The sequence below is a fragment of the Geodermatophilus sp. Leaf369 genome, from assembly GCF_001424455.1.
Classification (GTDB): domain Bacteria; phylum Actinomycetota; class Actinomycetes; order Mycobacteriales; family Geodermatophilaceae; genus Klenkia.
Genome location: NZ_LMQA01000001.1, coordinates 1,526,619 through 1,550,701 on the forward strand (window position 1 = coordinate 1,526,619; position 24,083 = coordinate 1,550,701).

General features: G+C 74.3%; 22 protein-coding genes. 13 read left to right on the forward strand and 9 right to left on the reverse strand.

Annotated elements, in window-relative coordinates; all coding sequences use genetic code 11:
* Nucleotides 1-11 precede the first annotated feature (11 nt).
* The 5 genes from ASG36_RS07560 to ASG36_RS07580 all read left to right on the forward strand — a co-directional run bounded on the left by ASG36_RS07560 (nucleotide 12) and on the right by ASG36_RS07580 (nucleotide 7,187).
* Nucleotides 12-722 carry a TetR family transcriptional regulator gene (locus ASG36_RS07560; RefSeq protein WP_235494686.1) on the forward strand — a complete coding sequence of 237 codons (711 nt, stop codon included), beginning with the start codon at nucleotides 12-14 and terminating at the stop codon, nucleotides 720-722.
* The gene (locus ASG36_RS07565; RefSeq protein ID WP_055761448.1) at nucleotides 719-2,773 is read left to right on the forward strand and encodes an acyl-CoA dehydrogenase; all 2,055 of its coding nucleotides are present in this window, start codon (nucleotides 719-721) and stop codon (nucleotides 2,771-2,773) included. The genes ASG36_RS07560 and ASG36_RS07565 overlap by 4 nt, the downstream gene beginning before the upstream one ends.
* 83 nt (nucleotides 2,774-2,856) lie before the next feature.
* Nucleotides 2,857-3,621, forward strand: a complete 765-nt coding sequence (locus ASG36_RS07570; RefSeq protein WP_055761451.1) for a trimeric intracellular cation channel family protein — start codon at nucleotides 2,857-2,859, stop codon at nucleotides 3,619-3,621.
* A 117-nt stretch (nucleotides 3,622-3,738) separates the two neighbouring features.
* On the forward strand, nucleotides 3,739-6,060 hold the full coding sequence (locus ASG36_RS07575) for a bifunctional diguanylate cyclase/phosphodiesterase (RefSeq protein WP_157498630.1): 2,322 nt from the start codon (nucleotides 3,739-3,741) through the stop codon (nucleotides 6,058-6,060).
* Nucleotides 6,061-6,119: 59 nt separating this feature from the next.
* Entirely contained in the window at nucleotides 6,120-7,187 is a 1,068-nt protein-coding gene (locus ASG36_RS07580) for an EAL domain-containing protein (RefSeq protein ID WP_055761458.1), read from the forward strand.
* A 3-nt stretch (nucleotides 7,188-7,190) separates the two neighbouring features.
* Here ASG36_RS07580 and ASG36_RS07585 read toward each other — a convergent pair whose 3' ends face one another.
* A complete protein-coding gene (locus tag ASG36_RS07585) occupies nucleotides 7,191-8,114 on the reverse strand; it encodes an aldo/keto reductase (RefSeq protein WP_055761462.1) in 924 nt (307 codons plus the stop codon).
* 308 nt (nucleotides 8,115-8,422) lie between these two features.
* Between ASG36_RS07585 and ASG36_RS07590 the strand changes: the two genes are divergently transcribed.
* The 5 genes from ASG36_RS07590 to ASG36_RS07610 all read left to right on the forward strand — a co-directional run bounded on the left by ASG36_RS07590 (nucleotide 8,423) and on the right by ASG36_RS07610 (nucleotide 13,058).
* Nucleotides 8,423-8,710 (forward strand): HU family DNA-binding protein, encoded by a 288-nt coding sequence (locus ASG36_RS07590; protein WP_055762689.1) that lies wholly within the window; start codon nucleotides 8,423-8,425, stop codon nucleotides 8,708-8,710.
* A 76-nt stretch (nucleotides 8,711-8,786) separates the two neighbouring features.
* Nucleotides 8,787-10,007, forward strand: a complete 1,221-nt coding sequence (locus tag ASG36_RS07595; protein WP_055761464.1) for a serine hydrolase — start codon at nucleotides 8,787-8,789, stop codon at nucleotides 10,005-10,007.
* Complete coding sequence (locus ASG36_RS07600; RefSeq protein WP_055761466.1) at nucleotides 10,004-10,927, forward strand: acetamidase/formamidase family protein; 924 nt, start codon at nucleotides 10,004-10,006, stop codon at nucleotides 10,925-10,927. The genes ASG36_RS07595 and ASG36_RS07600 overlap by 4 nt, the downstream gene beginning before the upstream one ends.
* 10 nt (nucleotides 10,928-10,937) lie before the next feature.
* Complete coding sequence (locus ASG36_RS07605) at nucleotides 10,938-11,363, forward strand: PaaI family thioesterase (RefSeq protein WP_055762694.1); 426 nt, start codon at nucleotides 10,938-10,940, stop codon at nucleotides 11,361-11,363.
* Nucleotides 11,364-11,453: 90 nt separating this feature from the next.
* Nucleotides 11,454-13,058, forward strand: a complete 1,605-nt coding sequence (locus ASG36_RS07610) for a 4-coumarate--CoA ligase family protein (RefSeq protein WP_055761468.1) — start codon at nucleotides 11,454-11,456, stop codon at nucleotides 13,056-13,058.
* A gap of 27 nt (nucleotides 13,059-13,085) precedes the next feature.
* Here ASG36_RS07610 and ASG36_RS07615 read toward each other — a convergent pair whose 3' ends face one another.
* On the reverse strand, nucleotides 13,086-14,309 hold the full coding sequence (locus ASG36_RS07615; protein ID WP_055761471.1) for an FAD-binding domain-containing protein: 1,224 nt from the start codon (nucleotides 14,307-14,309) through the stop codon (nucleotides 13,086-13,088).
* 61 nt (nucleotides 14,310-14,370) lie between these two features.
* Between ASG36_RS07615 and ASG36_RS07620 the strand changes: the two genes are divergently transcribed.
* Nucleotides 14,371-15,342 (forward strand): NAD(P)H-quinone oxidoreductase, encoded by a 972-nt coding sequence (locus ASG36_RS07620; RefSeq protein ID WP_055761474.1) that lies wholly within the window; start codon nucleotides 14,371-14,373, stop codon nucleotides 15,340-15,342.
* Here the strand turns inward: ASG36_RS07620 and ASG36_RS07625 are convergent, their stop codons facing one another.
* Nucleotides 15,343-16,560 carry a cysteine desulfurase-like protein gene (locus ASG36_RS07625; RefSeq protein ID WP_055761477.1) on the reverse strand — a complete coding sequence of 406 codons (1,218 nt, stop codon included), beginning with the start codon at nucleotides 16,558-16,560 and terminating at the stop codon, nucleotides 15,343-15,345.
* Nucleotides 16,561-16,645: 85 nt separating this feature from the next.
* Between ASG36_RS07625 and ASG36_RS07630 the strand changes: the two genes are divergently transcribed.
* Nucleotides 16,646-17,170 carry a bacterial proteasome activator family protein gene (locus ASG36_RS07630; protein WP_055761478.1) on the forward strand — a complete coding sequence of 175 codons (525 nt, stop codon included), beginning with the start codon at nucleotides 16,646-16,648 and terminating at the stop codon, nucleotides 17,168-17,170.
* Here the strand turns inward: ASG36_RS07630 and ASG36_RS07635 are convergent.
* The 3 genes from ASG36_RS07635 to ASG36_RS21850 form a co-directional block, all read right to left on the reverse strand.
* Nucleotides 17,158-18,144 carry a Brp/Blh family beta-carotene 15,15'-dioxygenase gene (locus ASG36_RS07635; protein WP_055761481.1) on the reverse strand — a complete coding sequence of 329 codons (987 nt, stop codon included), beginning with the start codon at nucleotides 18,142-18,144 and terminating at the stop codon, nucleotides 17,158-17,160. The two genes, ASG36_RS07630 and ASG36_RS07635, sit on opposite strands and share 13 nt — an antisense overlap.
* A 3-nt stretch (nucleotides 18,145-18,147) precedes the next feature.
* Nucleotides 18,148-19,047 carry a bacteriorhodopsin-like gene (locus tag ASG36_RS07640; protein ID WP_082522845.1) on the reverse strand — a complete coding sequence of 300 codons (900 nt, stop codon included), beginning with the start codon at nucleotides 19,045-19,047 and terminating at the stop codon, nucleotides 18,148-18,150.
* Between the two features lie 122 nt (nucleotides 19,048-19,169).
* Nucleotides 19,170-20,120, reverse strand: coding sequence for a MerR family transcriptional regulator (locus ASG36_RS21850; RefSeq protein WP_055761486.1), 951 nt, complete (start codon nucleotides 20,118-20,120; stop codon nucleotides 19,170-19,172).
* A gap of 106 nt (nucleotides 20,121-20,226) precedes the next feature.
* Between ASG36_RS21850 and ASG36_RS07650 the strand changes: the two genes are divergently transcribed.
* Nucleotides 20,227-21,075 (forward strand): sigma-70 family RNA polymerase sigma factor, encoded by an 849-nt coding sequence (locus tag ASG36_RS07650; protein WP_055761489.1) that lies wholly within the window; start codon nucleotides 20,227-20,229, stop codon nucleotides 21,073-21,075.
* Here the strand turns inward: ASG36_RS07650 and ASG36_RS07655 are convergent.
* Genes ASG36_RS07655 through serS form a run of 3 tightly spaced genes read right to left on the reverse strand, consistent with a single transcriptional unit; the run spans nucleotide 21,072 to nucleotide 24,072 of the window.
* Nucleotides 21,072-21,878, reverse strand: coding sequence for a Cof-type HAD-IIB family hydrolase (locus tag ASG36_RS07655; protein ID WP_055761492.1), 807 nt, complete (start codon nucleotides 21,876-21,878; stop codon nucleotides 21,072-21,074). The genes ASG36_RS07650 and ASG36_RS07655 overlap by 4 nt on opposite strands.
* Nucleotides 21,875-22,789, reverse strand: coding sequence for an HAD family hydrolase (locus ASG36_RS07660; protein WP_235494688.1), 915 nt, complete (start codon nucleotides 22,787-22,789; stop codon nucleotides 21,875-21,877). Before ASG36_RS07660 ends, ASG36_RS07655 begins: the two co-directional genes overlap by 4 nt.
* Entirely contained in the window at nucleotides 22,786-24,072 is a 1,287-nt protein-coding gene (serS, locus tag ASG36_RS07665) for a serine--tRNA ligase (RefSeq protein WP_055761495.1), read from the reverse strand. The genes ASG36_RS07660 and serS overlap by 4 nt, the downstream gene beginning before the upstream one ends.
* Nucleotides 24,073-24,083 lie beyond the last annotated feature (11 nt).

A 24,083-nucleotide genomic window follows, 5' to 3' on the forward strand; every position in this document is an offset into this window, starting at 1 on the left:
CCGTCGGTCCCGTGAAAGCCGAGGCGGTGACCAAGCACGAGATCGGACCCCTGCCCCGCGACAAGCGGGACAGCCGGTGGGACGAGCACCGGCGGGCCCGTCGCGAGCAGCTCGTCCAGGCCACCGTGACCGCGGTCGGCGAGCACGGCCCCGGCGTGGGCATGGAGGAGATCGCCGCCGCGGCAGGGACGTCGAAGACCGTCGTCTACCGGCACTTCGCCGACCGCGGCGAGCTGCACCTGGCCGTCTGCGCCCAGGTCGCCGAGCAGCTGCTCGCGGCCCTGCGGGTGGCCATGGCCGACACCGACCGGCCCCGCCAGATGGTCGCCGCGGCCATCGACACCTACCTGGCCTTCATCGAGGCCGACCCCGAGCTCTACCGCTTCGTCGTGCACTCCCCCGCCGACCGCGACCCCGAGGCCGACCCGATCGCCGGGCTCAGCGAGCTCGTCGGCGACCAGGCCGCCGCCCTCGTGGAGCTCGCCCTGGCCCACGCCGGCCGGGACACCGCCGCCGCCGGCCCCTGGGGCCACGGGCTGGTGGGCCTGGTCCGCTCGGCCGGCGACCGCTGGCTCGGCTCGGCGGGCGACATGTCCCGCGGCGAGCTCACCGCACACCTCACCGACCTCGCCTGGACCGGACTGTCCGGCGTCGTGGTCGAGATCCCCGAGAAGACCGCCGCGCACCCCAGGACCCAGCACCACACGGAGGAGAACCGATGACCAGCACGCCGCTCCCCACCACGGTCGACCCGGCCCGCCTCACCGAGGTGCTCGACGGTCGCTGGGCGCAGGTCCGCCGCGACGCCCGCGAGCAGCTCGGGGAGGAGAAGTACGCCCCCGTCTACGGCGAGACCAACGCCGAGGCCCGCGAGCGCATCACCGGCCTCACCAAGGACCTCGCCGCCACCGGCCGCACCGCGCTGGGCTTCCCGCGCGCCTACGGCGGCCAGGAGGACGCCGGCGCCTCGGTCACCTCGATCGAGATGCTCGCGTTCGGCGACCTGTCGCTCATGGTCAAGGCCGGCGTGCAGTGGGGTCTGTTCGGCGGCGCCGTGCAGCTGCTGGGCACCGAGCGGCACCACGAGCGGTTCCTCGCCGACATCATCTCCGCCGACCTCATGGGCTGCTTCGCCATGACCGAGACCGGCCACGGGTCCGACGTCCAGCAGCTGCGGACGACGTGCACCTACGACCCGGCGACGGAGACCTTCGACCTGCACACCCCGCACGACTCCGCCCGCAAGGACTACATCGGCAACGCCGCGAAGGACGGCCGGATGGCCGTGGTCTTCGCCCAGCTGGTCAGCGGCGGCGAGCGGCACGGCGTGCACGCCTGGCTGGTGCCGATCCGCGACGAGGCCGGCAACGCCCTGCCCGGCGTCACGATCGGGGACGACGGCGCCAAGGCCGGGCTCAACGGCGTGGACAACGGCCGGCTCTCCTTCGACCACGTCACCGTCCCGCGGGACATGCTGCTGGACCGATACGGCCAGGTCGCCGCCGACGGCACCTACACGTCCTCCATCGAGAACGAGACCCGCCGCTTCTTCACCATGCTCGGCACCCTGGTGCGCGGGCGGGTCAGCGTCGGCGGGTCGGCGGGCTCGGCCACCAAGCTCGCGCTGGAGATCGCCGTCCGCTACGGCGACGTCCGCCGCCAGTTCGCCGCCCCGGGCGAGGACCGGGAGATCGTGGTCAACGACTATCTGGTGCACCAGCGCAAGCTGCTGCCCGCGCTGACGAAGACCTACGCCCTGCACTTCGCGCAGGAGGAGCTCGTCTCCACGATGCACGACGTGCAGGGCGCGGCGGACGTCGACGAGGCGGCCCAGCGCGAGCTCGAGTCGCGGGCGGCCGGGCTCAAGGCCGCCCAGACCTGGCACGCCACCGCCACCATCCAGATGGCCCGCGAGGCCTGCGGCGGCGCGGGCTACCTGGCGGAGAACCGGCTGCCGGCGCTCAAGGCCGACACCGACGTCTTCACCACCTTCGAGGGCGACAACACCGTCCTGCTGCAGCTGGTCGCCAAGGGCCTGCTGACCGGCTACCGGGACGCGTTCGGCTCCCTCGACGGCTGGGGCAAGGCCCAGTTCGTCGCCGACCAGGTGCGCGAGACGGTGCTCGAGCGCACGGCGGCCCGCTCGCTGATCGCCCGGCTCGTCGACGCCGTCCCCGGCCGGGACGAAGAGGTCTCGCTGCTGGACCGCGGCTGGCAGCTCAAGGCCTTCGAGGACCGCGAGAAGCACACCCTGGACGGCGCCATCAAGCGACTGCGCAAGGGGGCGGCCACCAAGGGCATCAAGCCCTTCGACATCTTCAACGACGTGCAGGACCACGTGCTGAAGACGGCGGTCACGCACATCGACCGGGTCGTGCTGGAGGCGTTCGTCGCCGGCATCGAGCGGGCGACGGACCCCGCGGCGAAGGCGCTGCTGGCCAAGGTGTGCGACCTCTACGCGCTGACCACCATCGAGGCCGACAAGGGCTGGTTCCTCGAGCACGGCCGGCTCACCCCGACCCGGGCCAAGGCGCTCACCGGCGCGGTCAACCAGCTGCTCAAGGAGCTGCGGCCGCACATGCGCACGCTGGTCGACGCGTTCGCCATCCCCGACGCGTGGGTGAAGTCCTCGATCGTGGACACCGAGGGCGCCCGGCAGGAGGCCATGGCCGCCGAGGACGCCCGCGTCCGCGCCGCGGCACCGGCCGGGGAGTCCGCGGTCGACACCCCCGACGACACCGCCGTCGACCTGGAGATGGCCCCCGCGCAGTAGAAGGACCGGGCTGCCCCCCACGACACGCTGCGCGCGCCGCGGGTCCCTGCAGCCCGGCCGTTCCAGGCCGTCACCATGGTGCGGTGAGCACCACCGGCGCACTCCTCCAGGTCACCGCGGACGTGGCGGCCGACGAGGCGCTGCGCGTCCCTGCGGCGGTCGACCTCGCCGCGATCGTGATCGGAGCCCTCACGGGCGGTCTGCTGGCCGCACGTGAGGGCTTCGCGGTGTCCGGGGTGCTGCTGCTGGCGGTGTCCGGTGGGCTGGGCGGCGGGTTGATCCGCGACGTGCTGCTGGGCGTGCCGGTGGTGGCGCTGACCAACCCGGCCTACCTGCCGACGGTGGCTATCACCGCGATGGTCACCTTCTTCTTCTCCGGCTGGCTGTCCCGGGCGACGGCGCTGCTGGTCGGTCTGGACGCCCTCACGCTGGGCTTCTTCACCCTGATCGGTGCCCAGAAGGCGCAGCTGGCCGGGCTGCCCAGCGCGAGCGTGGTGTTCATCGGGGTGGTGACGGCGGTCGGGGGCACGGTCATCCGCGACGTGCTGCTCGCCCAGCGCGCCGACATCGTGCAGCCCGGGCCCTACAACGCGGTGGCCGCGCTGATCGGGGCGTCGGCGTTGACGGTGCTCGCCGGTCCGCTGGACGTGCCACCCCTGCCCGTCGCCGTCCTGGTGATCGTGCTGGTCACCGGGCTGCGCATCCTGTCGGTCTGGCGTGGATGGGCCGCCCCGGTCGCGATCGACCTGCCGCTGCGGGCCCGGTCCCGGCTGGCCCGGGTGCGCCGACCCGCCACCCGGACGGCGGACGACGCGGCCCGGCGGCGGCGCCGCCTGGGCCGCCGCTGACAGCAATCGGTCACCGGTCGACTGCAGCAGGTCACCCCTGCGGGGGATGAGGACCACCCGGACGTTCACCGATGATCACCGTGTCGGGCCAGAGCGGCGCGACACGAAGGGATCCTCATGCAACGGGGGCGACGACCCTGGCCCGCTGCACCGCCCACCGGCGCGGTGCTGGCGGTCGTCGTCGTGCTCGCGGTCTGCCAGGTCCTCGCCGTCACGGCGAGCCCCGACGTCTTCGACCGCTTCGTCTCCAACCTCGCCCAGTTGCTGGCCGGGGCCGCCGCGACCGCGGCCGGGGCCTGGCGGGCTGCCGGCCTCGTCGGCCGCAACCGCTGGTCCTGGGGGCTGCTCACCGCCGGCACCGCGGCCTGGACGCTGGCCCAGGGCTGGTGGTGCTGGGTGGAGATCGTCCAGGACGGCGCCACCCCCTTCCCCTCGTTCGCCGACGTGGGCTTCATCGCCTTCCCCCTGCTGGCCGCCGGCGCACTGCTGCTGCACCCCGCCGGGGGCGGGCGCACGGGCCGGTGGCAGCGCCCCCTGGACGCGCTGATGACCTCGGCCGCGGTCGGCCTGGTGAGCTGGGAGACCACGTTGGGAGCGGTCGTCGCCGTCGACGTCACCGACGACCCGCTGACCTCCGCCCTGCTGGTCGCCTACCCCGTCCTCGACGTGCTGCTCGTCGTGCTGACCGTCCTCACCCTTGCCCGCAGCACGTACGGCCGGACACCGCTGGCCCTGGTCGGGGCCGGGCTGACCGCCTTCAGCGTGTCCGACAGCGCCTTCGCCTACGTGGCCGCGACCGGTGCCTACGTGGGCAGCTCGCTGGACCTGGGCTGGATCGCCGGCTTCCTGCTGATCGCCCTGGCGGCGCTGAGCCCCCGGGACGTCGACGGCGGCGAGGGGACGGCCGGTCAGGAGCGTCCGGTCCGACGGACCAGCGCCCGGGCGGCGTTCCTGCCCTACGTGCCGGTCGCCGTCGCCCTGGTCGTCACCGCCGCCCTCGCGCTGCGCGGCCGTCAGCTGGACGGCGGGGAGCTGCTCACCGCCGGACTGGTCGTCGCCCTGCTTCTCGCCCGGCAGTACCTGGCGCTGCGCGACAACGGCCGGCTGGCCGCCGAGCTCGCGGTGCGCGAGGCCGAGCTGCGCCACCAGGCCTTCCACGACGGCCTCACCGGGATCGCCAACCGGGCGCTGTTCCGCGACCGGCTCGAGCACGCCCTCCAGCTGCACGCCCGTGACCTGCGCCCGGTCTCCGTGGTGTTCCTCGACCTCGACGACTTCAAGGTCATCAACGACACCCTCGGGCACGCCGCCGGCGACGAGCTGCTGGTCCGGGTGGCCGAACGGCTCACCGGTTCGGTGCGCACCGGGGACACCGTGGCCCGACTCGGCGGGGACGAGTTCGCCGTCCTGCTCGAGGACGGCGGGGACCCCCTGCAGATCGGCGACAAGATCGCCGGCGGCCTGACCACCCCGTTCACGCTGCGCGGCACCAGCCTCCAGGTGCACGCCAGCATCGGCATCTGCGCGCTGTCGGCCGACGACCCGCCGATCGCCGCCGACGAGCTGCTGGCCCGCTCGGACACCGCGATGTACTCGGCCAAGCGCTCGGGCAAGGACCGGATCGTCACCTACAGCGTGGGCATGAGCCTGGCCGAGCTGCAGGACCAGGAGCTGCGGCAGGCGCTGCGCACCGCCATCGACGACCGCCGGGTGCGGCTGGCCTACCAGCCGATCGTGGAGCTGGAGACCGGCCGGGTGCTGGGCCTGGAGGCGTTGGCCCGCTGGCGCAACGGGGACGCCGACGTCCCGCCCGACGTCTTCATCCCGCTCGCCGAGCGCACCGGCCTGATGCCGGCGCTGACCGCCGACCTGCTCACCGAGGCCTGCGGCCAGCTCGCGGACTGGACCCGCGGCCGGCACGAACCGCTGACGGTGCACGTCAACATCGCCCCGAGCCAGCTGATCGCCCCCGGTTTCGTGCACACCGTCGGCGAGCTGGTGACCCGCTACCGGCTGCTGCCGGGTCGGCTGGTCCTGGAGATCACCGAGTCCGGCATCTTCGCCGACCTGGACGCCGCCCGGCGCACCGTCGTCCAGCTGCGCACCCTGGGCGTCGGGGTCTCCCTCGACGACTTCGGGGTCGGCTACTCCTCGCTGGCCCAGCTGAACTCGATGCCGCTGGACTCGGTGAAGATCGACCGGTCCTTCCTCACGACCATCGACACCGACGCCCGCCAGGCCACCTTCCTGCGCGCGGTGCTGCGGCTGGCCGACGACATCGGCCTGCAGGTGGTCGCCGAGGGCGTCGAGCGCCCATCGCAGGTGCGGGCGCTGCGCGAGCTGGGCTGCGAGTTCGCCCAGGGCTACCTGCTGGGCCGGCCGATGGACGGCGCCGACGTGCCCGCCCTGCTCGAGCGCCGCGCCCTCACCGTCGGCTGACCCCCTCGACGGGGTGGGACGGCGTCAAGCCCCCCGCGCCGGGCGTCGACGTACACGGTGTGACCGATCTGTTCGAGCCCACGCGCCGCGCCGACTGCCGCCCGCTGCTGGCCGACCCCGACGACCTCAGCCTCGCGCTGTCGCCGGTGATCGACCTGTCCGCCGCCTCCGTGGCCGGCTGGTCGGCCGCCGCCCGCTTCCCCGGCACCGCCACCCCCGACGTCTGGTTCGCCGCCGCGGCCGACGCGGGTCTCGCCGCCCCCCTGCAGGCCCTGCTGCTGCAGACCGCGCTGGCCCGGCGGCCCGCCGACGGCTGGCTGTCGGTCCCGGTCGACCCCTGGCTGCTCGGCGCGCCCGTGGTGCACGAGGCCCTGGACACCCCGCTGGCCGGGGTCCTCCTGGAGCTCGCCGACGCCCCCGTGGACGACGAGGGCACCCTGCTGCGGCGCTGCCACCTGCTCGCCGACCGGGGCGCCAGCCTCGCCGTCCCCACCACGCTGCTGCACCGGCTCCCCCAGCTGCCGGCCGACGTCGTCGTCCTGCCCCCGGCGCTGACCGCCGGGCTGGCCGGCGACCCGCGCCGCACCGCCGTCGCCGCCGGCGTGCTGGGCTACGCCGAGCGCACCGGCGCCCTCGTGCTGGCCGACGGCGTGGAGACCACCGCCGAGCTGTCGGGCCTCAGCGCCCTGGGGGTGCACCTGGCCCGCGGCTGGCTGCTCGGCCGCCCGGGCGAGACCCCCGGCCCGGCCGCCGCCGACGTCCTGCGGCTGCTGCGCGGACGCGCCGTGCAGGGACGACGGGACGCCAGCGTGGCCGGGCTGCTGCGCCCGGTGCGGTGCTGGCTGCCCGGCCGCGACGACCGCCAGCTCACCCCGCCCGTCGTCGTCCTCGACCCCGACGGCCACCCGGCGACGATGAGCCTGGTCGATGCCCGGACCGGTGTCTGGTTCGACGCCCCCGTCACGCTCACCCTGCCCGCCGACACCCCGGTCGCCGAGGCGCTGCACCGCGCACTGGCCCGGCGGCCGGCGCACCGGTTCGACCCGGTGCCGTGCACCGACGCCCTGGGCGCCGTCGTCGGCCTGCTGCGGGTCGAGGACCTGGCCGGGGCCGCGACCGCCGGCTGAGCGTCAGGCGCTGGCGTCGGTGAGGGCCTGCCGTTCGGCGTCGGTGAGCACCAGGTCGAGCATCGGCAGCAGGTCGGCGAGCTGCTCGACGCTGCGGCCGCTGGCGATCGGGGCGACGACGGTGGGCTGGTCGGCCAGCCAGCGCAGCGCGACGGCCGAGCCGGTGGTGCCGTGGGCCTCGGCGACCTCCGCCAGGGCGGCGAGCACCCGGTCGCCCTTGTCCCCCACGTAGGCCGAGGCGCCCTTGGCGCGCGGGCTGTCGATGGTCTGCCCGGTGGCGTACTTGCCGGTCAGGAAGCCCTTGGCCAGCGAGAAGTAGGGCAGCGTGCCCAGGCCGCGGGCGGCGACGACGTCGCGCAGCTCGTCCTCGTAGACCGGGCGCTCCATCAGGTTGTAATGCGGCTGCAGCGCCACGTAGGGGGCGAGGCCGTGGGCCTGCTGCAGGTCCAGTGCCTCGGTCAGCCGCGCGGCCGAGTAGTTCGAGGCCGCCACGTACCGCACCTTGCCGGCCTGCACGAGGGCGTCGAAGGCGGTCAGCGACTCCTCCAGCGGGGTCGTCTCGTCGTCGTAGTGGGCGTAGTAGAGGTCGATCGTGTCGACCTGCAGGTTGCGCAGCGAGCGCTCGCACGCCGCCTGGATCTCCGCGGCGGCCAGCGGGTGCTCCTTCTCGCCGGGGCTGGCCTTGGTGGCCACCACCACCCGGTCGCGGGCGCCGCGCTCGGCCATCCACCGGCCCAGGATCTGCTCGCTCAGGCCGTTGCCGTACATCTCCGCGGAGTCCACGAACGGCGACTGCGTCGAGGGCACGGCGTCGTGGAACCGGTCCAGCAGCGCGAAGGACGTCGCCTCGTCCGCGGTCCAGCCGAAGACGTTGCCGCCGAAGCAGAGATCGCTGACGGTGAGATCGGTCCCGGGGAGCTGAGGCATGCCCCGAACCTACGTCGGACCGGTCCCTCACGCTGCGTGGCCGGTGGGGTCGGGAGGGGCTCCGGAGGCCTCCTGGGGCACCGGATCCCCGGAAAACCAGGCCTGTCGCTGGCCAATCCGCAGGTCGGCATGGCACCGTGCCTGACGTCCCTGGTCGACGACGTGGTCGACCAGACCGCCCACGGGGCACCCGAGCGAGCCGGGACCGGCCCGCCAGGAACCCCGCGGAGGCCCCGGACGTCCACCCGGACGACCGGGGAGGCCCGCCCCACGTGGCAGGCCACCAGACCACCCGAGAGGAACCCACCGTGAACAAGGCCGAACTCGTCTCCGCCATCTCCAAGCGCGCCGACGTCCCCGCCACCACCGTCGACTCCGTCATCGCCGCCCTCGGCGAGGAGTTCGTCGAGGCCCTCACCCGTGGCGACAAGATCGCCCTGCCGGGTCTGCTGACCCTCGAGCGCGGCTCCCGCTCCGCCCGCACCGGCCGCAACCCGCAGACCGGTGAGTCCATCGAGATCGCCGCCTCGAACACCGCGAAGCTGACCGCCGGCTCGAACCTCAAGAAGGCCGCTGCCGCCGTCCCGGTCAAGTAGCACCCAGCCCCTCGTCGGCGCCCGTCCCGGAGCACCGGGGCGGGCGCCGTCGCACGTCCGGGGGCAGGATGCGGTCGTGCTCACCGTGGAGACAGACCCCGCAGCCGTCGGCCTCGACGCGACCCGCCTGGCGCGACTGGACGCCCGGCTGGCCCGCTGGGTCGACGAGGGGCAGCTGCCCGGCTTCCTGGTGACCGTCGCCCGGCACGGGGAGCTGGCGCACGTGGGCACCCACGGCATGCGGGACGTCGAGGCCGGCCTGCCGGTCACCCCCGACACGATCTGGCGCGTCTTCTCGATGACCAAGCCGATCACCTCGGTGGCGGCGATGAGCCTGTACGAGGAGGGCGCGTTCGAGCTGAACGACCCGATCAGCCGCTGGCTGCCGGAGTTCGCCGAGACCCGGGTCTACGTCGCGGGGTCGGACCAGAAGCCGGTCACCGTGCCGCAGGTCGAGCCCATCCGGGTCTGGCACCTGCTCACCCACACCTCGGGGCTCACCTACGGCTTCCACCGGGCCCACCCCGTCGACGGGATGTACCGGGCCGCCGGGCACGAGTGGGGCACGCCGCCGGGCGCGGACTCCGCCGAGGTCACCCGCCAGTGGGCGGCGATGCCACTGGTGTTCCAGCCCGGCAGTGAGTGGAACTACGGCGTGTCCACCGACGTGCTGGGTCGGCTGGTCGAGGTGATCGCCGGCAAGCCGCTGGACGAGGTGTTCGCCGAGCGGGTGTTCGGCCCGCTCGGGATGACCGAGACCTCCTTCGGCCTGCGCCCGGACGACGACCCGGGCATGCTCGCCCGGCTCTACGGTGCCGGCCTCGTCCCGCTCGCGGCCTTCGAGCCGGCCGCGAAGCAGAAGCCGGCGTTCCTGTCCGGCGGGGGCGGGCTGGTCTCCACGGCCGGGGACTACCTGCGCTTCGTGGAGATGCTCCGCGCCGGGGGCGTGGCGGCCGACGGCACGCGGGTGCTGGGCTCCCGCACGCTGGCGCACATGGTGCGCAACCACGTCCCGGGCAACGCCGACCTGGAGACCTACGGGCGCCCGCTGTTCGCCGAGACCCCGCTGCGGGGCGTCGGTTTCGGGCTGGGCTTCTCGATGGTGCTGGACCCGGCGCGCTACGGGACGGTGGCCTCGGTGGGCGACTACTCGTGGGGCGGCGCGGCGTCCACCGCGTTCTACGTCGACCCCGTCGAGGACCTGACCGTCACCTTCTACACGCAGCTGCTGCCCTCCAGCACGCTGCCGATCCGCTCGTACCTGCGCCAGCTGGTGAACCAGGCGATCGTCGGGTGATCGCACCCACCGCGGAGACGCTGCACGGCTGGTTCGACCGCGACCTGCCCCCCGTGGTGACGGTCGAGCCCGGCTCGACGGTGACGGTGGGCTGCCTGGACTCCGGCTGGTCCACCGGCCCCTTCGACGGCGGGGACCTGGCCGCGCGCCCACGGCACCCGGCGTGGGAGCCGGGCATCGGGCACGCCCTGACCGGGCCGATCGCGGTCCGGGGGGCGCAGCCGGGGCAGGTGCTCGCGATCGGGGTGGACGCCGTCGTCCCCGGCGCGTTCGGGACGACCTACTGCGGCCTGCGGGACACCCCGCTCAACCGGCGGCTCGGCGTGCTGGCCGACCCCGTGGTGCTGCGCTGGACGATCGAGGGCGACACCGCGGTCGACCAGCACGGTCACCGGGTGGCCACCCACCCCTTCCTGGGCGTGATGGGCCTGCCGCCGGCCGAGCCCGGCCGGCACTCCACGGTGCCGCCGCGCTGGCACGGCGGGAACCTGGACTGCCGGGAGCTGGTCGCCGGCAGCACGCTCTACCTGCCGGTCACCGTGCCCGACGCGCTGCTCAGCGTCGGCGACGGGCACGCCGCCCAGGGCGACGGCGAGGTCAGCGGGACCGCGATCGAGAGCCCGGTCGAGGCGACGCTGACCGTCGACGTGCTGGACGACCTGCACGGGCTCACGCTGCGCACCCCGGTCGCCGACACCCCGGCCGGCTGGGTGGCGATGGGCGTCGCCGACGACCTGGACACCGCCACCGGACACGCCCTGGACGCGGTGCTCGACCTGATGGGGGCGCTGCACGGGTTCGGCCGCTCGGAGGCACTGGCGTTGGCCTCGGTGCTGGTCGACCTGCGGGTCACCCAGGTGGTGAACCAGGCCGTGGGGGTGCACGCCCTGCTGCGCAGCGACCGGCTGGTCCAGAGCTAGGTTGCCGACCATGGCCGCCACCGGGTTCCACACCGCCGACGAGCTCAACGCCCTGCTGCCGGGCACGCTGCCCGGGCTGCTGGGCATCGTGATCGACAGCCACGAGCCGGGCCGGCTGACCAGCCACCTCGACGTCCGGCCCGAGCTGCTGGCGCCCAACGGCTACCTGCACGCCGCGACCGTCGTCGGGCTGGCCGACACCTCCTGTGGTCTCGCCACCCGGGCGTTGCTGGCCGAGGGCGCCACCGGGTTCACCACGATCGAGCTCAAGAGCAACCACCTGGGCACCGCCCGCGAGGGCCGGATCGACGCCGTCGCCACCAACGTGCACGCCGGCCGGACGACGCAGGTCTGGGACGCCGTGGTCACCGACGCGGGCTCGGGGAAGACGCTGGCGCTGTTCCGCTGCACCCAGTCGGTGCTGTGGCCGCGGTGACCGCTACTCGCCGGTAACCCGGACGGGTCGCGGCGCCCGGCGGATGTGAGACTGGGGTCACGTACGCCCGCTCCTGAGGAGGAACACCCCGTGGCCCTGGCCAGTCGCTTCCCCGACATCGAGATCCCCGACCTGCCGGTCCCGGCCTACGTGCTGGCCCGCTCGCCGGAGCTCGGTGACGCCCCGGCGCTGGTCGACGGGCTGTCCGGGGAGACGATCACGCACGGCCAGCTGGTCGCGTACGTGGAGCGCTTCGCCGCCGCGCTGCACGCCCGCGGGCTGGGCAAGGGCGACGTCGTCGCGGTGTTCTCCCCCAACACCATCTGGTTTCCGGTGGTCTTCCACGGCATCGCCGCGGCCGGCTGCGTGATGAGCCCGATCAACTCCCTGTACACCCCCGACGAGATCGCCTTCCAGCTCAAGGACGCCGGCGCGAAGCTGCTGGTCACCGTCTCGCCGTTCCTGGACCGGGCCCGCCCGGCGATGGCCGAGGCCGGGGTGACCGACCTGGTGGTGCTCGACGGCGCCGAGGGCGTGGACAGCCTGCGCGACCTGCTCACCGGCGGCGCTCCCACCGCACAGGTCGACATCGACCCGGCCAACGACCTGGTCACGCTGCCCTACTCCAGCGGCACCACCGGGCTGCCCAAGGGCGTGATGCTGACCCACCGCAACCTGGTGGCCAACGTCGCGCAGACCCGGCCGCTGATCGACCTGCACGACGGCGACGAGCGGATCATCGCCGTCCTGCCGTTCTTCCACATCTACGGCCTGACCGTGCTCATGAACCAGGGTCTGCAGTGGGGCGGCACCGTCGTCACCCTCCCCCGCTTCGACCTCGAGCAGTTCCTCCGCGCGATCCAGGACCACCGGGTCACCCGGGCGTTCGTGGCCCCGCCGATCCTGCTGGCGCTGGCCAAGCACCCGCTGGTCGAGCAGTTCGACCTGTCCTCGCTGCGCTCGGTCACCTCCGGCGCGGCCCCGCTGGACGAGTCGCTGGCCTTCGCCGCGCAGGACCGGCTCCGCACCCTGGCCGGCACCGGGGACGACGGGGTGACCGTCGCCCAGGGCTACGGGATGACCGAGCTGTCCCCGGTCAGCCACACCACGCCCGACCACGGCACCGAGCCCGCCGGCGCCTCCGACGTCCCCAAGGGCTCGGTCGGGTACGCGCTGCCCAACACCGAGTGCCGGCTGGTCGACCCGGCCACCGGTGAGGACGCCGCCGACGGCGAGCGCGGCGAGCTGTGGGTCCGCGGGCCGCAGGTGATGCTCGGGTACCTGAACAACCAGAAGGCGACCGACGAGACGCTGGACGCCGAGGGCTGGCTGCACACCGGCGACGTCGCGATGGTCGACGCCGAGGGCCGGTACTCGGTGGTCGACCGGGTCAAGGAGCTGATCAAGTACAAGGGCTACCAGGTGGCCCCGGCCGAGCTGGAGGCCGTGCTGATCGGGCACCCGCAGATCGCCGACGCCGCCGTCATCGGGGTGAAGGACGCCGAGTCCGGCGAGGAGCTGCCCAAGGCGTTCCTGGTCCGCGCCCCCGGCACCGAGATCACCGAGGACGAGGTCAAGGCCTACATGGCCGAGAAGGTGGCCCCGCACAAGAAGATCCGGCTGGTGGAGTTCATCGACGCGGTGCCGAAGTCCGCCGCCGGGAAGATCCTGCGCAAGGAGCTGCGCGCCCGCTGAGCCCTCCCCCGCACCCGCCGAGACGCCTCAGCGGGTGCGGGGCAGGCCCTTCCGCCAGGCGCTGAAGGAGCCGATGCCCCCGGCGTGCGGACGCCGCAGCCACGGCCACGGGTGCACCTCCGCCGGCCGCAGCCCGGCGGCGATCCGGGTGAACCCGGGGACCGGTGCGTGGGTGACCGCCAGGGACCGACCGGCCAGCTCCTGCGCCGGAGACCCCAGCCGCAGCTCCACCTCCCGGTCCTGGGCCAGCTCGGCGAGGGTCTCGGTGAGGAACACCAGCCGCTTGGACGCCAGCCGCAGCCGGGTGAGCAGCGGCTCGTCGAAGACGAACACCACCGGCAGGTCGGGGTTCGCCGAAAGTGCCGGGTCGGTCGTGCCCAGCGACTCCGCGGTCAGCCACACCGCCTCGGGCGGGGCGTCGGTGACCACGTCGTCCGGCCCGGCGGTGCGCCCGGGGTCGGGGTCGGTGGTCATCAGCGGGTCCTTCTCCAGCCAGCGCACCGGCTGGTCCTCCGGCCACTGCTCGATCGGGCAGTCGGCGGCCAGCGGGCACCGCTCGCACAGCCCCGGCGCACGCTTGCGCACCTGCCAGCGGGAGAACCCGTAGGGCTTGCCGTTGCCCGAGCCCACCGTCCACTGCCAGCCCACCCGGTTCGCCGCCCGGGACCCGTCGATGAGCCGGGCGAACAGCTCGTCCTCGCCCTCGGCCCAGTCGTGCCCGGCCCGCACCGTCCACTGCGAGGAGACCCACATGCGGGTCTGGTTGACCAGCCAGCCGTCGTCGTCCAGCTCGCCGAGCACGGTGTCCAGGCAGGCCATCTCCCGCGGCCAGGGCTCCTGCCAGCGGGCGTGGCCGCGGGCGGGCTCGGCCCGCAGCGCCGACCGGGTACGGGTGCCCAGCCGGGCGTAGAGGTGCCGGGAGTACTCCTGCCACAGCAGCTCGTCGCGGTACTTGGTGCGGTCGCGGGTGGGGGCGTCCTCGACGGCGTCCCACACCTCGGGCAGCTGCAGCAGGCCGTGCCGGATGTACGGGCTCATCGCCGAGGCCCCGCGGCGGGATTCCGGCAGCACCTCGTTGCGCCGTCCGGCGTACCCGGTGACGTCCAGGGTCGCGAGCGCCGTGTCGGCGGCGGTCTGACCGCCGCGGAAGCGACCCGAGGGGCGGACGGCGTCGTCGCGGTGGAGGTGACCCAGGTGCTCACCCACCCAGCGGGGGACGTCGTCGACGGCAGGGACGGGCAACTGGCTCACCGGTCCACCCTGCGGGTTGTGCACCGCGCGCGCCCGGCGGGTGCGGCCTACGGTCGAGCGCATGCGCGCGATCACGATCGACTCCCCCGGCGGCCCCGAGGTCCTGGTCTGGGGTGAGGCCCCCGACCCGGTCTGCGGCGCCGGCGAGGTGGTCATCGACGTCGTCGCCACCGCGGTCAACCGGGCCGACCTGCTGCAGCGGCAGGGCAACTACCCGGTGCCCCCGGGCGCCAGCGAGATCCTCGGGCTGGAGTGCAGCGGGATCGTCTCCGAGGTTGGCGAGGGCGTCACCGGCTGGACGGTCGGCGACGAGGTCTGTGCCCTGCTCTCCGGCGGTGGCTACGCCGAGCGGGTCGCCGTCCCGGCCGGTCAGGTGCTGCCCAGGCCCGCCGGGGTCGAGCTGGCCACCGCCGCGGCGCTGCCCGAGGTGGTCTGCACCGTCTGGTCCAACGTGTTCATGCTGGCCGGGCTGCAGCGCGGGGAGACGTTCCTGGTGCACGGCGGGTCCTCGGGCATCGGTACGATGGCGATCCAGCTCGCCGTCCGGGCCGGCGCCCGGGTGGCCACGACGGCCGGCAGCCAGGCCAAGCTGGACTTCTGCCGCGAACTGGGCGCCGAGGTGTTGGTGGACTACCGGTCCCAGGACTTCGTCGAGGCCGTCGGCCAGGCCGACGTGGTGCTGGACAACATGGGCGCTGCGTACCTCCCCCGCAACGTCGACGTGCTGGCCCCCGATGGCCGGATCGTCGTCATCGGCATGCAGGGCGGGGTGAAGGGCGAGCTGGACCTCGGGAAGCTGCTGCGCAAGCGCGGCACCGTGCACGCCACCGCCCTGCGCGGCCGCCCCGCGACCGGCCGGCACTCCAAGGCCGACATCGTTGCCGCGGTGCTGCACGACGTGTGGCCCGACGTCGAGCGCGGCGTCGTCCGCCCGATCGTCGACCGCCGCCTGCCGATGGCCCGCGCCGCCGAGGCCCACCAGGTGCTCGAGGAGAGCTCGCACATCGGCAAGGTGCTGCTCGTCAACGAGTGATCAGCGGAGGGCGGAGATGCTCTCGATCATGTGGTCGACCTCTTCGACGGTGTTGTAGTGCAGCAGCCCCAGCCGCACGGCGCCGCCGGTCTCGTTGACCCCCAGGGCGTCGAAGAGCTCGCGGGCGTAGTAGTCGCCGTCCCAGGCGCAGATCGTCTGCCTGGCGAGCTCGGTGGCCACCTGGCGGGGTCGCATCCGGGAGACGGTGAACGACAGGGTGGGCGTGCGGTAGAGCGGTGAGCCGAGCACCTGCACGTGGGCCATCGAGCGCAGCGAGCGGTCCAGCCGGTCGAACAGCTCGGCCTCGTACCGGCCGACCGCCGCCATCGAGGTGGCCAGCTTCTCGCGGCGGGTGCCGGTGGCGTCCGGGGACAGGGCGGCCAGGTGGTCGACCGCCGCGGACACCCCGGCGTAGAGCTCGAAGGCGGGGGTGCCGGTCTCGAACTTGTCCGGCACCCGGTCCGAGGAGGGCACCAGCTTGTCCGGGACGAGGGACTCCAGCAGCGCGGGGTCGGCGACCAGGGCGCCCACGTGCGGACCACACCACTTGTAGGCCGACAGCGCCAGGAAGTCCGCCCCGGTGGCGGCGAGGTCGATGAGCCCGTGCGGGGCGGCGTGCACGCCGTCGACGTAGACCAGCGCGCCGACCTGGTGGGCCCGGTCGGCGATCGACCGGACGTCGGGCCGGGTGCCGATGGCGTTGCTGGCCAGGGTGACGGCGACCAGCCTCGTGCGGTCGGTGAGCAGCTCGTCGTACTGCCAGTCCGGCAGCTCACCGGACTCGATGTCCACCTCGGCCCACTTGACCAGCAGCCCGGCCTCCTCGGCCAGCTGCACCCAGGGCCGCACGTTCGCGTCGTGGTCGAGCCGGCTGACCACGACCTCGTCGCCGGGCCGCCAGGTCTTGGCCAGCGTGCGGGCCATCGTGTAGGTCAGCGAGGTCATGTTCGGGCCGAGGACGACGCCCTGCGGGACCCCGCCCACCAGGTCCGCCACGGCCGACCGCGCACCGCTGACCAGCTGCTCGGCCCGGGCCGAGGAGGGGAACACCCCGCCGCGGTTGGCGATGGGCACCCGCATGGCCTGGGTGACCGCGCGCAGCACGCTCTCGGGCACCAGCGAGCCGGCCGGGCCGTCGGCGTGCACGAACCCGTCGGAGAGTCCGGGGAAGAGCCCGCGGACGCGCGCGACGTCCAGCCGTGCGGCCCCCGGTGACATGGTCCAGACCCTAACTCGGCGGGTCGCGCGGTGAGGGGTCGATCCGTCACGTTCAGCAACCACCCGCGGAGGGCAAGATGGGGGCATGACAGCAGCGGGGCCGGAGAGCCAGGACCAGCAGATCGTCGTCGTCGGTCCCGACGGCCAGCCCGTCGGCACCATGCCCATGCCGGCCGACGGCGAGGGCGGCATCGCCGACCTGGTCGAGCAGCCCGCCAAGGTGATGCGGATCGGCACGATGATCAAGCAGCTGCTCGAGGAGGTCCGCGCCGCACCTCTGGACGAGGCCAGCCGCAACCGGCTGCGCGACATCCACGCCTCGTCGATCCGCGAGCTGGAGAAGGGCCTGGCGCCCGAGCTGCGCGAGGAGCTGGGGCGGATCACGCTCCCCTTCACCGACGGCGTGACCCCGTCGGACGCCGAGCTGCGGATCGCCCAGGCCCAGCTCGTCGGCTGGCTGGAGGGCGTCTTCCACGGCATCCAGACCGCGCTGTTCGCCCAGCAGATGGCCGCCCGGGCACAGCTGGAGGAGATGCGCCGCAAGGCGCTTCCCGGCGGCGCCCCGCAGCCCGGCATGCCGCAGCAGCCCGGCGGCGGTCAGTACCTCTGACGGGCCGAGCGGTCCAGGGCGGCGACCGTCCGGACGTGTGGGAAGGTCAGCGCCAGCACCACGGCGAGCGCCGCACCCACCGCGGCGGGTGAGGCCGCGGGCCCGGCCAGCACGACGACGGCGCCCAGACTGACCACGGTCGGGACGGCGGCGTGCAGCGCGACCCGGCCGGCCGCGCGGGCGGGTCCCGGGGCGGAGGGGCCGCCGCGCACCAGAGCCACGAGCCGGGCGGTGTGCCGCAGCGCGTGCCAGCCGGCGAACCAGACCCCGAAGGCGGCCAGCGGGGGGACGACGGTGAACAGCGCCACCACCATCACCAGCTCGGCGGCCTCCACCGGCCGGCCGCGGCGCAGCGCGCCGGCGGCCGAGAGCAGCACGGCGCCGACCAGGACCAGACCCAGCAGGACGCGGGCCGAGGTGGGGAGCGGGACGCCCCAGGCCGGGGCGAGGTGGCCCAGCACCCGGGCGGACTCCTGGGGCCACAGCACGAGCGGCAGACCGACCACGGCTAGGCCGTGCGCGAGCGTCGTCGCGACGTCCTGGAGCGGGCCGGGGACAGGGCGGCCCGCGTCCTCGGCGCAGACGACGGCCTCGGCACGGCCGAAGTGCAGGACCGAGACGAGGAGGAACGCGGTGACGGTGACCGTGGGAGCGAGCAGCAGGGCGATCGCGGCGAGGGCGGCGACGGCCAGGTAACCGGCCAGCACCGAGGCGAGCGTGGCCGGCGTCGGCCGCCGCCCTCCGGTCCAGAACGGGACCATGTGGTCCACGGCGCCGTGCGGCACGCCCAGCACGATGCCGACCATCGCCAGCACCGGGGCGGCCCGGGCCACCAGGTCCGGGTCGAGCAGCTGGGCGGCCAGGACGAGCAGGACCAGGGCCCGGCCGAGGGCGACCGAGGGACGGGCCCGCCCGGCCCGCCCAGCAGGCCCGGACCCGCGCGGGGTCCGGGTCTGCCCGGTGGTCTGCAGCACGGGTCAGCTCGTCCGTGCGGTCCGGTTCGCCCGGCCGGCGCGCGAGGCGCCGACCGGCTCGTCGACGATCGCCTGGTGGCTGCCGTCGTGCACGGTGTCCGGGTGGTCGTCGTACTCCGGGTCCTCGATCCGGCTCTTCGTCCGGGCCACCTTGTAGATCGCCAGCCCGTAGGCGGCCTTGGCCAGGATGTCGGCGATGGAGTAGCCGGCCTGCTTGAGCACGAAGCCGCCCTCACCACCGAAGAAGTCCCCGCCGAGGATCGGGAAGAGGTAGGCGATCGGGTAGACGCCCCACAGCCCGACCAACGCGATCCGGAGCATCTTGATCGTGTGCTTGACCTCCTCGGGCTGCCGGTCCAGCGACTTGGACAGCTCGACGAAGAGCACGTACAGCAGGTAGAGGAACGGGATGGTGGACAACGTGCCCCACACCAGCCGCGGTACGACCTCGTTGGTGATCTCGCCGGGGTAGCCCAGCGCGATCATCAGCGCGGACGCCGGGATGAGCTTGAACAGCAGCTTCTTCGACGCCGCCCGGCCCAGGGCGAGCACCGCGACGGTCTCCAGGAGCAGCAGCGGGACGGTCAGGAACCAGTCGACGTAGCGGTAGCCCTCGTTGAACTCGATGTTCGAGAGCTGGTGCGCGGAGTCGATCGTCTCGCCGGCCGGGTAGCTGGCCTCGAAGTTGTTGAAGATCCGGAAGTAGTGGTACGCGGCGATCGCACAGACGGTCGCCGACACGATGACGGCGTTGCGGTACTGCTTCGCCACCTGCCGCTGGGACACCACGAGGTACAGCGCGGTGAAGAGCAGACAGGCGATCGCGAGGGAGAACAGGTTGTAGACCGTGGCGAAGTTGCCGGCGGAGAGGGACGGGATGTTGACGGCGGATGCCTGGACCATCGGGGGCCTCACGGGAGGGGGACCCGGTCCCGCCTCGTGACGGGACCGACCGTTTCCGGTAAGCGGGGTTTACGCCGATGCAGGCGACGCGTCCAGTTGCACAGGTTCGGGACGTCGGTCCCTCACCGGGGGGCGGCGGCCAGCACCCGCACGGCGTGGGCCAGGTCGGCCGAGAGCGTCACCCGCGGGTCCGGGGAGGCACCGGCCCAGCCCGGGCCACCGGCCACGAGCACCCGCCCGCTGCGGGTGCGTGGCAGCGCGTCGACCGGGAAGCGGGGCGCCACCTCGTCCCCGCCCCGGGGGCGCTGGCTCCAGACGAACACCCCGGAGACCCCGGTCCGCCGCACCGCGGACGCCAGGGCCGCCGCGGGCAGCTGGCCCATCACCTGGGTGGGCACCCGGCGTTCGGCCAGTGCAGCCGCCAGCACGTGCAGCGGGAGGACGTGCCAGTCCCCCGGCGGTGAGGTGAGCAGCACCCCGCGGCCGGGCTCGGGGCGGGGCTGGCAGGACCGGTGCGCCCGCAGCGACTCGGTCACGGCCTCGCTGAGCAGGTGCTCCACGTCGATGCCCGCGCCGGTCTGCTCCCAGCGCACCCCGGCGGCCACGAGCAGCGGCCGGAGGACGTCGTCCCAGGTCGCGACGGTGCCGCGGGACACCAGGAGGTCGCCGAGGATCTCGTGCACCCCGTCGGCGTCGAGCCGGGCAGCCGCCCGGGCCAGGCCGCGGGCCTCGGGGGGCGCGTCGGGCAGGGCGAGCACCGTGCCACCGGCACCCGAGCGTCGGCGGGGCCGCCCGGGGCGCCGGGTCGGCGGCTCGTCCTGCGACCCGGCCACCACCTGTCGGGCGGCCGCGGCCGGGCTGCAGCCCTCGGCGACGAGCCGTTGCATCCGGAGCAGCCGGTCCAGGTCGGCGTCGTCGTAGCGCCGGTGCCCGCCGGCCGTGTGCCCGCTGGGGGTCAGCCCGTAGCGCCGACCCCAGCTGCGCAGCGTCTCCGGGGCGACGCCCAGCCGGGCCGCCGCCGCACCGACCGACAGCACCGTGGGCGCCCGTCCGGACACCTCGGGCTCGGCCACGACGCCATCATGGGCACGCCGGCACCCCCGGCGCCGCCCCGGCGGTGTCACGATCGCACCGCGCGGCACGTCAGGGGGGTGACGGACACCGACGTGAGGACCTGACGTGGACGACCTGCCGGCCACCGCCTTCGAGGAGCACCGCCCGCACCTGCGGGCGGTCGCCACCCGGCTGCTGGGCTCCGCGCACGAGGCCGACGACGCGGTGCAGGAGACCTGGCTGCGGCTGGCCCGCGCCGACACCTCCGACGTGGTGAACCTGCGCGGCTGGCTGACCACCGTGGTCTCCCGGATCTGCCTGGACCAGCTGCGGGCCCGCAGCAGCCGCCGGGAGGACGCCGTCGCCGAGCACGTCGACCTGCCCGCGGCCGACGCGGGCCCCGAGGCCGAGGCGGAGCTGGCCGACCGGGTGGGCGCCGCGCTGCTGGTGGTGCTGGAGAGCCTGCGTCCGGCCGAACGGCTGGCGTTCGTGCTGCACGACCTGTTCGGGGTCCCCTTCGAGGAGATCGGCACGGTGGTCGGCCGGTCGCCGGCCGCGGTGCGTCAGCTGGCCAGCCGCGGCCGGCGCCGGGTGCAGCGGCCCGGCGAGGACACCGCCGCGGACCGGCAGGCCCATCGGCGGGTGGTCGAGGCGTTCCTCACCGCGGCCCGGGACGGCGACCTGCAGGGCCTGCTGGAGCTGCTCGACCCCGGCGCCGTCGTCCGCGCCGACGGGGCTGCGGCCGCGATGGGCTCCCCGGACCTGACCGGGCGGGAGACGGTGGCCGCGTTCTTCGACGGCGCGGCCCGGGCCGCCCGGGTGCTGGCGGTCGACGGCTGGGCCGGCGCGGCCTGGCAGCACCGCGGCGAGGTGAGGGTGGTCTTCGCCTTCACCGTGGAGGAGGGCCGGGTGACCGCGATCGACCTGCTGGCCGACCCCGCCACCCTGGCCGCGACGGAGCTGACCCGGCTCTAGCGGAGCGACGCGAGGAAGACGGCCACGCCGTCCTCGTCGTTGGTGTCGGTGACGTCGGTGGCCGCGGCGAGGACGTCGGGGTGTGCGTTGCCCATGGCGACCGCCCGGCCGCCGCCCTCGCGCACCCAGTGGAAGGCCTCGACGTCGTTGGGCATGTCCCCGAAGAAGACGACGTCCCCGGCGGTGATGCCCAGCTCGGCGCAGACGTCGGCCAGCCCGGTGGCCTTGCTGACCCCGAGCGCGGAGATCTCCACCAGGGCGTCGGAGGAGGAGTTGGTGACCGTGGCCAGGTCGCCGACCACCTCGTCGACCAGCGCGATGAACTCCTCGCGGGAGAGGTCCTCGTGCCGGGCGAGCAGCTTGGCGACCGGCGCGGACACCATCTCCTCCAGGGTGGCCTGGGCGACGCCGGGGGCGTTGACGTCCCACCGCGGCTGGTACACCGGCTCGTGCCGGAACTCCAGGCCGTACTCGACGGCGAACCAGGTGCCCGGCTGGGCCGCGCGCAGCCCGGCGGTGATCTGCTGCAGCACCTCGGGGGCCACGGTGCGCTCGTGGGTGACCTCGAAGGCGCCCAGGTCCAGCATCACCGCACCGTTGCAGCAGACCGCGGTGCCGGTGCCGATGACCTCGCGGATGCCGACCATCCAGCGGGGCGGCCGGCCGGTGGCCAGCACGAACGGCACGCCGTCGGCACCCCAGGCCTCGATCTGCTCGAGGGTGGCCGGCGCGACGGTCTCGTCGCTGCGCAGCAGCGTGCCGTCCATGTCGCTGGCGATGAGCTTGGGCTTCCAGTCGCTCACGCGAGCGCCTCCAGGTAGCGGGCGACGCCGTCGGCGTCGTGCCCGCTGGTGCGGTGGGTGGTGGCGGTCTTCACGGCCGGGTGCGCGTTGGCGACGGCGACCGACCGGCCACCGGCCTCGTTGACCGCCAGGATCATCGGCAGGTCGTTGGGCATGTCGCCGAACACGACCACGTCGGCCATCGGCACGCCGAAGCGCTCCAGCGCGACGGCCAGACCGGTCGCCTTGGTGATCCCCGGCGGCAGCACCTCGATGAAGCCCAGCCCGGCGTGGGTGACCTCGGCGGCCGAGGAGTCGGTGACCGAGAGCGCGAGGGAGAGCAGCTCGTCCTGGTCGAGGGTCTCCGAGCGCAGGAACACCTTGAGCACCGGCCCGTCGGGCAGCACGTGCTCGCGGGGCAGCAGGTCGGCGGGCTCGGGGTAGGGCCAGTCGAAGCCGTGCTGCACCCGCAGCGGGCTGAGCGCCTCGCTCTGGGTGGCGGCGTCCTCGACGGCGATGACCAACGGACCGGTGACCGCCTCGATCGCGGCGATGACGGCGTGCGCCTCGTCCCGGGGCAGCCCGACGGTGCGCAGCACCTCGTCGGAGTCCAGGTCGACGACGAAGCCGCCCTGCGCGAGCACGGCGACCCCGCGGCCACCGAGCGTCGTCCGGACGCTGTCGAGCAGCCGCGGGCCGCGGCCGGTGACCCCCACGACGGGCACGCCGGCCGCCCAGCTGGCGTCCATCGCGGCGCGGGTGCGGTCGCTGACCACGCCCTGGCTGGTGAGCAGGGTGCCGTCGAGGTCGGTGGCCACGAGCTTCGGCCGCCAGGGCCCGAGGTCGCCGAGCTCGACGACCAGGTCGCTGCCCTCGCCGCCGGAGTGCTTCGGGAGCGTGTTGGCGGCGCGGGCCGGGATGTGTGCGGTCACGCGGTGGGCACCAGCGACATGCCGGGGCTCAGGACGGCGTGGCCACCCAGCCACGGGCGCAGCGCGACCGGCACGTGCACCGAGCCGTCGGCCTGCTGGTGCACCTCGAGCAGGCAGGCGATGGTGCGGGCGATCGCGCACAGCGTGCCGTTCAGGGTGGCGACGGTCTGCGGCTTGCCGTCGGCGTCGCGGGAGCGGATCGAGAGCCGGCGGGCCTGGAAGGTGGTGCAGTCCGACGTCGACGTCAGCTCGCGGTAGGTGCCCTGGGTGGGGAACCACGCCTCGATGTCGAACTTGCGGGCCGCGCTCGTGCCGAGGTCGCCGGCGGCGATGTCGACCACCCGGTAGGGCAGCTCGAGGGCCTGGAGGAACTCCTCCTCCCACTGCAGCAGCCGCAGGTGCTCGGCCTCGGCGTCCTCCGGGGCGCAGAAGCTGAACATCTCGACCTTGTCGAACCAGTGCACCCGGATGATGCCCTTGGTGTCCTTGCCATAGGAGCCGGCCTCGCGGCGGAAGCAGGAGCTCCAGCCGGCGTACCGCTTCGGACCGGCGGACAGGTCGAGCACCTCGTCGGCGTGCATGCCGGCCAGGGCCACCTCGCTCGTGCCGACCAGGTACAGGTCGTCGCGCTCGATCCGGTAGACCTCCTCGTCGTGCTCGCCGAGGAAGCCGGTGCCCTCCATCGCCTTCGGCCCGACCAGCGCGGGGGCCACGACCGGGGTGAGGCCCGCGGCCACCGCGCGGGTGATGGCCAGCTGGGCGAGCGCGAACTCGAGCATCGCGCCGGGGCCGGTGAGGAAGTAGAACCGGGCGCCGGAGACCTTGGCGCCGCGCTCCATGTCGATCGCGCCCAGGGCGGTGCCGATGTCCAGGTGGTCGCGGACCTCGAAGTCGTAGGTGGGCACCTCACCGACGGTGCGGATCGTGACGGCGTCGTCCTCACCACCGGGCGGCACCTCGGGGGCCACGACGTTGGCGATCACCAGGTGCGCGGCGCGCAGCGCCTCGTCGGCGGCGCGGGTGGCCTCCTCGGCGGCCTTGACCTCCGCGGCCAGGGCCTTCGCACGCTCGAGGACGGCGGGCCGCTCCTCGGGGGTCGCCTTCTTCACCGCCTGGGACGCCGCCTTCTGCTCGGCGCGGAGCTGGTCGGCGTGGTGCACGGCGGCGCGGCGCTCGGCGTCGGCGGCCAGCAGGGCGTCGACCCGGGACTCGTCGGCACCCCGGGCCCGCTGGCTGGCGCGGACGAGGTCGGGGTTCTCGCGGACGAGTCGCAGGTCGATCACGGGTCTGATCG

Bases quoted from the DNA above. Each gene is read 5' to 3' on its own strand.
- ASG36_RS07565 (WP_055761448.1), top strand. From the start codon at position 719: ATGACCAGCACGCCGCTCCCCACCACGGTCGACCCGGCCCGCCTCACC.
- ASG36_RS07575 (WP_157498630.1), top strand. From the start codon at position 3,739: ATGCAACGGGGGCGACGACCCTGGCCCGCTGCACCGCCCACCGGCGCG.
- ASG36_RS07585 (WP_055761462.1), bottom strand. From the start codon at position 8,114: ATGCCTCAGCTCCCCGGGACCGATCTCACCGTCAGCGATCTCTGCTTC.
- ASG36_RS07605 (WP_055762694.1), top strand. From the start codon at position 10,938: ATGGCCGCCACCGGGTTCCACACCGCCGACGAGCTCAACGCCCTGCTG.
- ASG36_RS07620 (WP_055761474.1), top strand. From the start codon at position 14,371: ATGCGCGCGATCACGATCGACTCCCCCGGCGGCCCCGAGGTCCTGGTC.
- ASG36_RS07625 (WP_055761477.1), bottom strand. From the start codon at position 16,560: ATGTCACCGGGGGCCGCACGGCTGGACGTCGCGCGCGTCCGCGGGCTC.
- ASG36_RS07630 (WP_055761478.1), top strand. From the start codon at position 16,646: ATGACAGCAGCGGGGCCGGAGAGCCAGGACCAGCAGATCGTCGTCGTC.
- ASG36_RS07640 (WP_082522845.1), bottom strand. From the start codon at position 19,047: ATGGTCCAGGCATCCGCCGTCAACATCCCGTCCCTCTCCGCCGGCAAC.